Source organism: Parageobacillus sp. KH3-4, assembly GCF_022846435.1.
Taxonomy (GTDB): Bacteria; Bacillota; Bacilli; order Bacillales; family Anoxybacillaceae; genus Parageobacillus; species Parageobacillus thermoglucosidasius_A.
Window position 1 is genome coordinate 3,486,826 of the sequence record NZ_AP025627.1, and the last position, 12,672, is coordinate 3,499,497.

At 41.8% G+C, this 12,672-nt stretch carries 16 protein-coding genes; 2 read left to right on the top strand and 14 right to left on the bottom strand.

The genetic code is table 11. The features are described from left to right. Nucleotides 1-9: 9 nt before the first annotated feature. From MWM02_RS17695 to gatC, 6 genes are all read right to left on the bottom strand, one after another. Nucleotides 10-312, bottom strand: coding sequence for a transposase (locus MWM02_RS17695; protein ID WP_244402582.1), 303 nt, complete (start codon nt 310-312; stop codon nt 10-12). A gap of 24 nt (nt 313-336) precedes the next feature. Further along, nucleotides 337-918, bottom strand: coding sequence for a helix-turn-helix domain-containing protein (locus MWM02_RS17700; RefSeq protein ID WP_244402583.1), 582 nt, complete (start codon nt 916-918; stop codon nt 337-339). A 186-nt stretch (nt 919-1,104) separates the two neighbouring features. Next, complete coding sequence (locus MWM02_RS17705) at nt 1,105-2,415, bottom strand: homocysteine synthase (RefSeq protein ID WP_064553482.1); 1,311 nt, start codon at nt 2,413-2,415, stop codon at nt 1,105-1,107. Between the two features lie 711 nt (nt 2,416-3,126). Continuing rightward, nucleotides 3,127-4,557, bottom strand: coding sequence for an Asp-tRNA(Asn)/Glu-tRNA(Gln) amidotransferase subunit GatB (gene gatB / locus MWM02_RS17710; RefSeq protein WP_064553485.1), 1,431 nt, complete (start codon nt 4,555-4,557; stop codon nt 3,127-3,129). A gap of 13 nt (nt 4,558-4,570) precedes the next feature. Beyond that, on the bottom strand, nt 4,571-6,031 hold the full coding sequence (gene gatA / locus MWM02_RS17715; protein ID WP_064553487.1) for an Asp-tRNA(Asn)/Glu-tRNA(Gln) amidotransferase subunit GatA: 1,461 nt from the start codon (nt 6,029-6,031) through the stop codon (nt 4,571-4,573). A 13-nt stretch (nt 6,032-6,044) separates the two neighbouring features. Continuing rightward, on the bottom strand, nt 6,045-6,335 hold the full coding sequence (gatC, locus tag MWM02_RS17720) for an Asp-tRNA(Asn)/Glu-tRNA(Gln) amidotransferase subunit GatC (RefSeq protein ID WP_003253258.1): 291 nt from the start codon (nt 6,333-6,335) through the stop codon (nt 6,045-6,047). A gap of 193 nt (nt 6,336-6,528) precedes the next feature. On the opposite strand from gatC, the gene MWM02_RS17725 reads away from it, so the two are divergent. Further along, nucleotides 6,529-7,194 carry a hypothetical protein gene (locus MWM02_RS17725; protein ID WP_244402584.1) on the top strand — a complete coding sequence of 222 codons (666 nt, stop codon included), beginning with the start codon at nt 6,529-6,531 and terminating at the stop codon, nt 7,192-7,194. 27 nt (nt 7,195-7,221) lie between these two features. Continuing rightward, nucleotides 7,222-8,016: a VOC family protein gene (locus MWM02_RS17730; RefSeq protein ID WP_244402585.1), complete on the top strand. Its 795-nt coding sequence runs from the start codon at nt 7,222-7,224 to the stop codon at nt 8,014-8,016. 378 nt (nt 8,017-8,394) lie between these two features. Here the strand turns inward: MWM02_RS17730 and MWM02_RS17735 are convergent, their stop codons facing one another. The 8 genes from MWM02_RS17735 to MWM02_RS17765 all read right to left on the bottom strand — a co-directional run bounded on the left by MWM02_RS17735 (nt 8,395) and on the right by MWM02_RS17765 (nt 12,493). Then, nucleotides 8,395-8,640: a hypothetical protein gene (locus tag MWM02_RS17735; protein WP_244402586.1), complete on the bottom strand. Its 246-nt coding sequence runs from the start codon at nt 8,638-8,640 to the stop codon at nt 8,395-8,397. Between the two features lie 178 nt (nt 8,641-8,818). After that, nucleotides 8,819-8,998: a hypothetical protein gene (locus tag MWM02_RS17740; protein WP_064553497.1), complete on the bottom strand. Its 180-nt coding sequence runs from the start codon at nt 8,996-8,998 to the stop codon at nt 8,819-8,821. 119 nt (nt 8,999-9,117) lie between these two features. Further along, nucleotides 9,118-10,035 carry an erythromycin esterase family protein gene (locus MWM02_RS17745; RefSeq protein WP_256462198.1) on the bottom strand — a complete coding sequence of 306 codons (918 nt, stop codon included), beginning with the start codon at nt 10,033-10,035 and terminating at the stop codon, nt 9,118-9,120. Beyond that, complete coding sequence (locus tag MWM02_RS17750) at nt 10,036-10,341, bottom strand: hypothetical protein (protein WP_244402588.1); 306 nt, start codon at nt 10,339-10,341, stop codon at nt 10,036-10,038. 172 nt (nt 10,342-10,513) lie between these two features. Further along, complete coding sequence (locus MWM02_RS17755) at nt 10,514-11,689, bottom strand: erythromycin esterase family protein (protein WP_244402589.1); 1,176 nt, start codon at nt 11,687-11,689, stop codon at nt 10,514-10,516. 124 nt (nt 11,690-11,813) lie between these two features. Next, the gene (locus MWM02_RS19730; RefSeq protein WP_420038618.1) at nt 11,814-11,981 is read right to left on the bottom strand and encodes a hypothetical protein; all 168 of its coding nucleotides are present in this window, start codon (nt 11,979-11,981) and stop codon (nt 11,814-11,816) included. After that, nucleotides 11,932-12,285, bottom strand: a complete 354-nt coding sequence (locus MWM02_RS17760) for a hypothetical protein (RefSeq protein ID WP_244402590.1) — start codon at nt 12,283-12,285, stop codon at nt 11,932-11,934. Before MWM02_RS17760 ends, MWM02_RS19730 begins: the two co-directional genes overlap by 50 nt. Continuing rightward, the gene (locus MWM02_RS17765) at nt 12,257-12,493 is read right to left on the bottom strand and encodes a hypothetical protein (protein ID WP_244402591.1); all 237 of its coding nucleotides are present in this window, start codon (nt 12,491-12,493) and stop codon (nt 12,257-12,259) included. The genes MWM02_RS17760 and MWM02_RS17765 overlap by 29 nt, the downstream gene beginning before the upstream one ends. Nucleotides 12,494-12,672: the final 179 nt, after the last annotated feature.

Sequence of the window (12,672 nt, forward strand, 5' to 3'; positions counted from 1 at the left end):
CCATCTCCATTATCGCTCAATGGGGGTTAAATTGGGTGAATATGGCGGTAGACCAATCAACAGGATACGTTCGCTTTTGGCAAGAAAATCCTGAATGAGTTGGGAATGATGAATTTGGGCATTGTCGACCACCATGGCAATAAGCTTCTCTTTGTAATGGTTCGCCACAAACTGAAGAAACGTTGAAAAATCCTCCTGTTTACAAGAAGAGGACGTTTGGCGCACTATTGCTCCCGTCATAGCGTTCAGGGCACCCAACAATGTCACGCTGGCATGATGCCCATACGTCGGCACTTGTTTCTGTTTTCCCACTTCTGCCCATTTGGCATGAAGATTCTAATACGCGCGAACATGAGTCCCATCTTGACATAAGAGCACTGTATCATTATTCAGCAGTTTTTTTATTAGGTCGATTTCATGTTCAAACGCCTGCTGTTTTTCTGAATCTGCCTTTGCCAACACACAGATCGGACAAGTATAACTCAAACACAACCGCCAAAGCATACGTAAAATTCCTAGGTAGCTCATCCCTACATCATACGTGTTGCGCACATACTCACGAATGATCGGTGTGATCCACGATGTGGCGCATCCCCCCAATCCGTAATCAGAAGGAGAACCCGTTAAAATGACGTGCTTCCACTCGTTTTGTTGTTCGGTTGTTAAAAAGCATGGGCGTCCCGGTCCATATTTTCGTTCTAATAACGCATCGATCCCACCTGTATTAAATTTTTTGGCAGCCACGGATTGACGATGAACATTACACAAATTAGCGACTTCTTTACCTGTATGCCCTTCCATCACGAGGCGAACCGCTGTGATGCGCAGACGTAATTGGACATTGTCTTGTTGTTTCTCTAACTTTCGTAAATCGGTTAGTGTGAGACCATGTGTATGAGTGATGGTGAGACGTGCCATTATTTCTTCTGCTCCCTCGTTCTTGAATACTAGTTATAGTAAGACAAGAACGAAGAACTGTAACCCAACAGGGTCGAAAAAGTTAGTCAGTTATATATAGTTGATCAACATATCCGTCACAACAAAAAAAGCTCAATCAGCGTTTGATTGAGCCCAAAATACGTACATTATAAAAACAGAAAAAGTTTACTTCACAATGGAAGTTACCGTTTGGCTAGCTTTGATGGCTTGCTTCAGATCATATAGAATGTCATCAATTGCCTCTGTGCCAACCGATAAACGAATAAGTCCCGGCGTAACGCCAGCAGCTAATTGTTCCTCACTGCTTAATTGCTGATGCGTAGTGCTGGCAGGATGAATAATTAATGATTTAGAATCGCCAATATTGGCTAAGTGAGAGAATAGTTGAACAGAATCAATTAATTTTTTCCCTGCTTCAACGCCGCCTTTAATTTCAAAGGTTACGATGGCACCTTGCCCTTTTGGCAAATACTTTTTCGCCAACTCATAAGAAGGATGGCTTTCTAAACCAGGGTAGCTTACCGATTCAACGGCTGCCTCTTTCTCTAAAAACTTCGCTACCTCTAAAGCATTTTGGCTATGACGTTCTAAACGTAAATGCAAAGTTTCAAGCCCTTGTAAAAACAAGAATGAATTGAATGGTGACAATGCCGCACCAAGATCTCGAAGCAGTTGGACGCGCGCTTTTGTAATATAGGCAGCTTCTCCGGCAGCTTCTGTATAAACGAGGCCATGATAGCTTGGATCTGGCTCAGTGAATTCTGGGAACTTTCCGCTCTTCTCCCAGTCAAACTTTCCGCTGTCGACAATAATTCCACCGATCGAATTGCCATGCCCTCCGATAAACTTTGTTGCAGAATGCACAACAATGTCCGCGCCAAAGTCAATTGGACGAAGTAAATATGGGCTAGGAATGGTGTTATCAACAATTAGTGGAATAGCATGATGATGAGCGATTTCCGCAACAGCTTCAATATCTAATACGTCACATTTTGGATTTCCGATCGTTTCCGCAAATAGTGCTTTTGTTTTGCTTGTAATCGCTCGCTCAAAATTTTTTGGATCAGTGGAATCCACGAATTTAACGGTAATTCCGAATTTAGGAAGCGTATGAGTAAACAAATTATACGTTCCGCCATAAATGCTTGACGAAGAAACAATTTCATCCCCAGCAGAAGCAATATTGATGATGGAATAAAAAACAGCGGCTTGACCAGATGAAAGCGCCAGCGCCCCCACACCGCCTTCAAGGGCAGCAACCCGTTTTTCAAATACATCGGTCGTTGGATTAATGATTCTCGTATAAATATAGCCTTCTTCTTTTAAGCTAAACAAATCGGCAGCATGTTGACTGTCATTAAATACATACGAACTTGTTTGATAGATTGGTACTGCTCTTGATAAAGTTGTAGGATCTGGCACTTGCCCCGCATGCACTGCTAACGTTTCAGGCTGAAGCTTTCTTTCATTTGACATAATCATTTTCTCCTTTCGAATTTAATCTTGATAAAAATTTTCAAAAAAGATACTTATCTCCTTGCCATAAAGAATAAAAGAGAAGATACCTTTAATGACTAATAGGCAAATTTTAAAAGTATGAAAGTTTTAATTAACCAATTAAATATATCGGTTTAGTTCTATATAAAAAATTTACTCCTAAAATCTATAAATGTCAATTTTCTTTTCTAAATTTTCTAAAATATATATTTGCTTCAAGGTTTATTAGCTATAAAAAAGCGGAAGCTCCCTAGTTAGCTCCCGAAAAGCTTTAGAAATCGTTTACAACAACTCGGTGGTTTTCAACATGTCTTCCACACTTTCTTACTAAATATAAATGGCAACTAACCATTCGGTCATTATCAAAATGCACCTACCATGACACAACCAGAAACTTTTAAACGCAAATCGAGACTGCCTCATGATGGATGTTTAAAAGTTCAGCAACTTGGATTCTTAAAGACCCTTGTATAATGGGAGACGAATCACCGCAATTCGTTTTGCCAGTTTGGCGCTCCTGTCCTTGAAGTCATTCAATCTCCAACCATTCTCGTTCGTAATTGTACGCTATCATCCGCTCCTTTGATAGACCCGTTTAGGAGCAATATAGACAAGGATGGATTAAACATATTGGAATTTCAAACGGAATTCAAAATAAAAGCTGGCTTGATGCAGCCAGCTTTGACTTGTTTACCGTTTGTTAATTTCTTCTACTAACAACTTATTGACAAGCGGAGGATTGGCTTGTCCTTTTGTCGCTTTCATCACTTGCCCGACTAAGAAGCCAAGCGCGCGGTCTTTGCCGTTTTTATAGTCTTCGACCGATTGCGGATTGGCGTCAAGTACTTCAAGAACGATTTTGCGCAATGTCGCCTCATCGGAAATTTGCACAAGCCCTTTTTCTTTGACGATTTTTTCTGGGTCTCCGCCTTTTTCGACGAGTTCTTTAAACACTTTTTTCGCGATTTTCGACGAAATCGTGCCGTTTTGAATCAGCTTAATCATGCCGGCCAAGCTTTCCGGCGTCAACGCGATCTCATGCAGCTCTTTTTGTTCGGCGTTTAAATAGCCGGAGACTTCGACCATGAGCCAGTTCGACGCCAATTTCGGATCCGCCCCGTTTGCGACCGTCGCTTCGAAGAAATCGGCCATTTCTTTTGTCAGCGTCAGCACTTTCGCATCATATTCCGGCAAGCCAAGCTCTTCGACGTAGCGTTTTTTGCGGGCGTCAGGAAGCTCCGGAATCGAAGCGCGAACTCGTTCTTTCCATTCATCGTCGATATATAGCATAACAAGGTCTGGTTCTGGGAAGTAGCGGTAGTCTTCCGAACCTTCTTTGACGCGCATGAGCACCGTTGTTTTCGTCGCTTCGTCAAAGCGCCGCGTTTCTTGCTGGATGACGCCGCCGGAAAGCAAAATTTTCTCTTGCCGTTTTGCTTCGTATTCTAATCCCATGCGCACAAAGTTAAACGAGTTTAAGTTTTTCAGTTCCGTCTTTGTGCCAAACTCGGTCGAACCGATCGGGCGAAGGGAAATGTTCGCGTCACAGCGAAGCGAACCTTCTTCCATTTTGCAATCGGACACGCCCGTATATTGGATAATCGATTTTAATTTTTCTAAATACGCGTACGCTTCTTCCGGAGAGCGGATGTCCGGTTCTGACACAATCTCGATGAGCGGTGTGCCTTGGCGGTTGAAATCGACGAGCGAATAGCCGTCACCGGTATGCATCAGTTTTCCCGCGTCTTCTTCCAAATGGATGCGGGTAATGCCGATTTTTTTCTTTTTGCCGTTCACTTCGATCTCAACCCAGCCGTTTCGGCCAAGCGGCTGATCGTATTGCGAGATTTGGTATGCTTTCGGGTTGTCTGGATAAAAATAGTTTTTCCGGTCGAATTTCGTTTCCGTCGCGATTTCGCAGTTCAGTGCCATCGCTGCCTTCATCGCGAATTCGACTGCTTGTCTATTTAGCACAGGAAGAACTCCCGGATAGCCTAAATCGATTACGTTCGTTTGCGTGTTTGGGGGCGCTCCGAACGCATTTGGACTGCTGGAGAAAATTTTCGATTTTGTCTTTAGCTCGACGTGAACTTCAAGACCGATGACCGTTTCAAAATTCATCATGTTTCCCCCCTTATAACGCTGGTTTTTGTTTATGGTAGTCGGTCGCTTGCTCGAACGCGTGAGCGACGCGGTAAACCGTGCTTTCGTCAAAATGTTTTCCGATGATTTGCAATCCGACCGGCAAGCCGTTCACAAAACCGCACGGTACAGAAATGCCCGGAACGCCGGCAAGGTTCACTGGAATCGTTAAAATGTCGTTTGCATACATCGTTAACGGGTCGTGTGTTTTTTCGCCGATTTTAAACGCTGGTGTCGGCGTTGTTGGTCCGACAATGACATCGTATTTTTCAAATACCTTTTCGAAGTCTTGTTTAATTAATGTCCGCACTTTTTGCGCTTTTTTGTAATACGCGTCATAATATCCCGAACTTAATGCGAATGTGCCAAGCATAATGCGGCGTTTTACTTCGTTTCCGAATCCTTCGCTGCGCGTTTGTTTATACATATCGATTAAGTTTTTTGCATTATCCGCGCGATAGCCGTAACGAACGCCGTCAAAACGGGCAAGGTTCGCGGACGCCTCTGAAGAAGCAAGCAAATAGTAAGTTGCCAACGCGTATTTCGAGTGCGGCAGCGATACTTCTTCCCATGTCGCTCCTAGTTTTTCCAATACTTTTAACGCATCAAGCACAGATTGGCGAACTTCTTCCGATACGCCTTCGCCTAAATATTCTTTCGGCACAGCGATTTTTAACCCTTTAATATCGCCGGTAAGCGCCTCAACATAATTCGGCACTTCCACGTTTGCCGATGTCGAATCCATTGGATCTAAACCAGCGATGACTTGCAATAAGTAGGCGTTATCCTCTACCGTGCGCGTAATCGGGCCGATTTGGTCAAGCGAAGAGGCAAACGCGACAAGCCCGAAGCGCGATACGCGTCCGTATGTTGGCTTTAAACCGACAACACCGCAGAACGCCGCCGGCTGGCGAATCGAACCGCCCGTATCCGAACCTAAAGCAAACGGCACTTCGCCTGCCGCCACTGCCGCAGCAGAACCGCCGCTGGAACCACCTGGCACGCGTTCAAGATCCCAAGGGTTGCGCGTGAGTTGAAAGCCGGAGTTTTCCGTGGAAGACCCCATCGCAAACTCGTCCATGTTTAATTTTCCAACTGTAATCGCGCCAGCTTCGTTCAAGCGCTCCATGACCGTTGCGTCATAAATCGGATCAAAGTTGTACAAAATTTTGCTTGCGCATGTCGTGCGAAGCCCTTTTGTGACAATGTTGTCTTTAATGCCAATCGGAATGCCAAAAAGCATCCCAAAATCGCTTTCTGCTTTCGATAGTTTATCATCTAACTCTTTCGCTTTCGCGCGCGCTTTTTCTTCATTTAGCGTTAAAAACGCTTGCACTTTGTCTTCCACTTCGCCAATGCGGCGGAACGATTCATCGACTAAATCCGATACCGAAATTTCTTTTTTTTGTAAAAGGCTATGTAATTCGGAAATTTTATGGTCAAATAATGACATTGCTTCCCCCTCCTTACTCTAAAATCGCTGGTACGCGGAATTGCCCGTCTTGGTGGTCCGGAGCGTTTTTCAACACTTCTTCACGCGGAAGCCCCGGTGTCGGCACATCTTCGCGCATGACGTTTTTCATATCCAAAACGTGCGAGGTTGGCGGAACGTTTTCTGTATCGAGCTCATTTAACTGCTCAGCAAACGTAATAATCGCGTCTAACTGCTTTGTAAACATTTCCGCTTCTTCGTCGGTAATCGCCAAACGCGCCAAATGCGCCACATGTTTGACTTGTTCGATGGAAATTCTCGACATCTTTTTCACCTCCAATGAGTTCGACCTATCACAATACTATGATGATACCAAACTTTCATTGAATGAAGCAACATTTGCCGCACGTTCTGTACAAGAATACACAAACGGCTTTCCACTATATTCTTGATAGAAACGAACATACGTGCTATAATGGCTTCAAATAGCCAAAGCAGGCGTGAAATGGGGGATTTTTATGGACGAAGCGATTCTCCTGCAAGTGCTTGACAGGCTTGGCAATATCGAAGGCACACTGCATTATCTTGTCGAAGGGCAAAAACGGTTAGAGGAAGAACAGCTGACTATCCGAAAAGAACAAGAATCCATCCGAAAAGAACAACAAACAATTCGGCAAGAGCAGCAAGCTATCCGGCAAGAACAACAAACAATTCGCCAAGAACAGCAGGCTATCCGGCAAGAACAGCAAACAATTCGCCAAGAACAGCAGGCTATCCGGCAAGAACAGCAAACAATTCGCCAAGAACAGCAAGCTATCCAGCAAGAACAGCAAACGATCCACCGAGAACAACAAATACTGCTCCAAGGGCAAAAACGATTAGAAGAAGAACAAGCTTATTTGAAATCCGGACTAAAGGAACTGAACGAACTAATGACGGCACTTCTTCACCGCCAGGATGAAACAGATGCCAAACTCGAAGCCCTCGCAACGGACGTACACAGCATCCACGGTGAAATCGCTTCTCTCAAACAAGGCCTTCATGAACTCGAGGAAAAAGTAGATTCCCATTACCACCAACTGAACGAACGGTTAGACAACATTCAGCTTGATGTCGATTTTGCCGTTCATAAAACGGCGGCGAACGAGCGAGAGCTATATAAAATAAAAAACAGGCTGTTTTAAGATTTTTGTTAAAAAGGTGGAACAAACATGAATGTCACATTTGATCATATCGTTCACTATACGGAAAAACCAGAAGAAGCGAAAACCGCGTTTCAGCTTATTGGATTTCATGCTATAAACGGAGGAAATCATCCTTCTTGGGGGACGTATAACTGCCTAAACCACTTTACCGGACTGCAGTACATTGAATGGATCGGCTTTACGGACTTTGATAAAGCGAAAACTTCTGACAACGTTTTGATCCAGCAAATCGTCGCAGACTCTCATAAAGGAGAAGGCTTTTCGCAATTGGCATTCCGCACGGACGATATCGATGCTGCCATCGCCCACATCCGGGCAAAAGGACTAAAGCCGATTGGTCCGTTTTCCGGAAGCCGAAAACGTGAGGATGGCAAAGTATTAAGCTGGTCGATGCTGTTTATCGAGGACAAACAAGATAACACCTGCCGCTATCCGTTTTTCATCCAATGGGGCGAACCGGAGGAAACCCGCGAGAAAGAAATGGCACCACTTATGCAGCACAGCGTCGGATCTCCATCCCTTTCGTATATTGGGATGAATGTAAGCCACCTTGACAAGTCACTGCAAAAATATCGCCATTTATTCGATATACCCCGCCATGTTATAACGGAAAGCAGCGATGAATTTGGCACCTATTCCGAACTTCCGATCGGAAACATAGCGATCCGCTTGTATGAGGAAAAAAGCCTCACCGCCGTCGACAGCGCGCTCATCAACCGTCCGTTTTTATGTGGAATCACCGGAATGCCGGAAAATAAAGTCGTCCATATAAAAAACGGGATCTATCATTTTACCGTATAACATTTCATTAAGCAGAACGGCTTCTATGTTTGACAAAAACGAATATTATAATCACATGAAAGGGAAAATGATAAGCCTCGGTGCGATTAAGAAAATAAGAATAAGCGGATTCATAGCAACGATGCTAATCACGAGGTACTTCACGATTTGCTTTACGCTGATGCAGCGGTTTTCCGCTAACAACCAAAGGAAATATACCATATAAGGAATCAGCAGCAACACCGCAGAAATCAACCCCCGGGACATAACTGCTGTATAAAAGAAACTGGCCGACATGGACTATTCCGTTCACAAGAAGCAAACATGCGCAAAATACAGTGCAACGAAGCGTGATACGATGGCATTTCTTATATTCCATCCAGACGATGACGCTGACCGTTATGTAAGCAAAAGCATGGCAACCTCTAAATTTGGAGACTCGTACAATCTCGCAAAAAACATCCATGAACGGCCAGCAAACACCTCTTTTGCCCATTCTTCAAGAAAAAGGAGCTCCTCCATATTATGGATGGAAAATACGATCGGAAGGAGCCATAAAATTTTGTAAATATTCGCCTTGCCGTTTCCTTTTTTTATTTCATCATGCCCTTTCCGTCTATCGCATACCATCTCTTCTCCATTCACTTACATATATACCTCCATATTTTTCTGCACATCGCGCGGCATTTGGAAGTAATAAGCGTTATGTCCCACCTTAAGTTTGGCATAAATCAACACCGCGATCGGTGCATAAAAAATCGATGATGGCTTCACGACAGATGATAGTGTAATGTTTGCAAGTATTTTCCTAAATAGTCGATGATTATTTTTTCAAATTCATATTTGAATTTCTTAAAGCAATCAATCCTGTTATCCCACTTATAAAACTTGGAAGCAAACTCCAAAAAAAGAATCCCCATTTTCCTGTAATTAAACTCACGATTAAAAAAAATAAAGGAAAACCTATCATAACAAATATCGAAATTTTCTGATATTTATTCATTTAAACACCTCCGTTTTACCATATATATTCTTCCTAAACCAAAATGAACATTTTTCTTGATCGACAGATGCCTGGCACCATGCTGCTAAAAGTGGTCCCTTATCTTTCTATGACCAAATTCAATCTAGATTGATGTACTTTGGAGAAGATGTTTTCGCACAAACGACAAGACCATCATAACAGGCGCTAGGCTTGATAAGACTTAATTGCTTCCCTTCATGCATCGTGTAAGTATGCTGAAAAAGCCAACGGTTTTGGGGCACTTTTCTTTGCTGCGAGATATCGAAAAAGCCAATTTCATGCCCGGCTTGCTTGATGCGAAACTCGATGCTGTCTTGGCCAGGTTGCTGTACTTCATATACACTGCAATTATTTTCCGCTGCTTGTCCACTATACATAAAGAAGCCAATGGTATAGGAGAATTCCTTGATTTTGGGAGGTAAATAAGAAAATGTCGATGAAAATCCTAGCAATCTCCTAGATTGTCTCACTATATGCCCATTGTGCGCCCATATTATTATCTTTTCATTAGGAAACATCTCCTGTGTCAGCCACGAAATATTGTCAGCCATTTCCTTATTTCGGATTTTTATCGCTTTCATGAAGCGGGAAGAGATCATCTGCATAAGGAAAATTCGGTTTTGCAAAATTCTCTGCACAAGCAAAAAAGCGTCTTTTCCAAACTTATTTTGTAATTCAAGACTGTTTTCATCCAATAAAAGAAGGAATTCTTGATAAAGCTTCATCAATTCTTTGCATTTTCGCTTACGTTCCTTTTTGGAAATTGACGGATTACGGGAATTTACATATTGGTAAAGCATTTCTTGTTCCAATTCTATTATTTTCTCGCCATAGGCCTTATCCATATTTGGAAACACTTTTGCGAGAAACTTGCCGGTAATATGATCGCTCGAGGCAGGCTGAATATCCAATCCTGTTAAGATAAGAGGCTGATTGGATAATTGTGTTTCCTTCACATAATGAAAGAGAGTCTCGACTTCCTCCGTATGCCAGACTTTAAACAACGAATGTTTCATTCATTGCCTTGCATCCAGTTGGTCTTGTTGATAAAAGCATAGGCTGCAGTCACTAAAACTGCTTTCGAATGCTAAAACTCGAAACCCCAATTTTTTATGTAAGTACTTAATCATCTTTGTTTTAATCTGGCTATGTTCTGCCACACCGTGGCCATTCTCTCCCAAAAAAACGATCCGTTTATTTTGCAGTAAAGGTTCTAAAAAATACAAATCGGAATGATCATCGAATTCATGCAATTGTATACTGTACGTGTGATCTTTTAGCCAATCGATTTCAGAAGAAATATGATTTTTACGGTAAAACATGTTGTTTATCACCTTTTTTAATATATTATATGAACATGTTACAAGACACATAATAGATGTATTCTAGACCAAACAATTCCTAGTAATGCTATGACAGAATAGATTATTCCAAATTCGCTTTTTAGCTGACCATTTCACAATGTCGTTGGTCATTCCATTTCATAACTTTAAACTACTTTTCTCTGTTCTTCTTAGAAACGTCAAAAAAGTAAGCCGGGGAAACGTATTTAAAAAATAAAATCCCATCATATTGTTGTGCAGGTACAAAGGAAGTAGGCATTCCTCCGCCTTCATAGGCCCGCCACTTTTTCTGTGCCCAGTTTCCATTGCACTGAATAAAACTATTTTGATAAGGGGAATGGTCAAGAAGGCTTTCTAAATGTTTTTTGTTCGGTTTTTTTATTGGATATTCCTTACCTGTATAATCCAACATTTTGCCTTCCTTTGCATACAGCCCCAATACAAAACTTTTCTCCTTAATCGTTTGGGAGAGGTTTTCCACAAACGATTTATAGGCAGACAGGCGCTTGGCGGAAGTATTTTTGCTAATATGCATGTTATGTGCCCAAATGATAAATTTTTCATTTGGGTATATTTCCTGTGCTAAAAATTCTAGGTTTTTTGCCATTAATGCATCCCGATACTCAAAAAGTTTCGAGAAACTTTTTTCTAAAGTTGCTTTCAAATAATTTACTCTATTTTCCATCGTCCGGAGGACAATTTTATAAATCTTGCTATCCGGGAAACGCTGCTGTTTGAGTTCCTCAATCAATTCCATGCCCTTACTTTCCATCTCTTCCCTTATATTTTGGCGCATTGAACGCTTGATTTTCCGTTTATCGGCTGCAATCAAAACCTCGATCGCCCGCTTTTCAAAATCGACAAACTTCTGTTTGGTCGGACCCGTTAAATAAGACTCGAGGAATTCCGAAAACAAATTCTCCTTTTTTCCTTGATAAGCATCCACACCAGTAAAATACAGCGGCCGCTCCTGCTTCATTTTTTTCATATAGTCAAATAATCCAAGGACAAATTCATTTTGCCACACACGCCCAATGGTACCCGCCATAAAACGTTTAGAATCAAGTTGATCAGACAGATAATCGCCAATCATACATGGCCCCAATTCGCTTTCAAAGGCAAGTACATGAAAACCCAATTTCTCATGAAGATATTTAATCAGGTTCACTTTTGCTAGACTGTATTCTTTGACGCAATGGCTGCTCTCCCCAAGAAAGATAAAGCGTTTATGTTCCAAAATCGGCTGAAGAAACTCAAAATGATAGGGGTCCATATCCCCTATATCGATACTTTGATTTTTGACTTCGTTTACAAATAAAGTAGTCATTTAAATTTCACCTTCCAAAATGTCGTCCAATTCTTCATTATTCCTCTTTCAATCATAAAGATTGTAAGCGAAGCCTTTCTTTTTCATTAACTCATAGTGAGTCCCCGATTCAACTATTTTTCCATCATTCAGAACAATAATGCAATCCGCATATAAACGGTGTGCTACTATAATACGAGTACAATTCATTTAAATGTTTATCAATATTTTTCTCATTAATATTATCCAAGGAGCTTGTTGCCTCATCTAATATCAAAATAGCGGGTTTTTGTAGAATGGCTCTTGCTAGCATAATTCTTTGCTTTTGGTCTCCTGATAATATTCATAGAGAACCTGATTTTTCCTTGACCATTTTTTAAATCATCCGTTTCTGTACGTATGCCACATGTGACGTCCATATGTATAGCAATCGAGATAAAATTATGACTTGGCTTTGATTTTTTATCATCGATAGGCAAATCCGCAATTGCTTTTTGTCCTGCTAACAATAATCCGACGACGACATGAAGGAAGGTGGCAAGAGGGACTTGTCTCCACGAGATTTCCAAGCTGTCTTGATCAACGAGGTCATCGAGTAGATCCCCAGCCAACATCATCAGTTCTACAACCGCTGCGATTCGTTTCGGTTTCCTTCATGTTTTCGGAAAACATCTGATAATGCACACCGGCTAAGCGGCCGAACAAAAAGTCGCTTTGTTTTGTGTGCTCCTCTATTGATGTCAATACCGCTTCTTTTAAAGACGGCACGGAAAAAGATGATTCGAGGATTTCTTTCATTTTCATCCTCACTGTTTCTTTTTCCATGATTTCACCAACATCCCACACAAATATTTCCAATAGATAAATTACAACAAAATTCGTGAAATTCCTTCTTCAAACTTATCGAAATATGAACCTCTCCCATCTCTTCATGGAATGAAGGTAGGAGAGGTTCATATGTGGTTTTAACATCGAAGCCCTGCTGTCACTCCCCAAAAAAATTT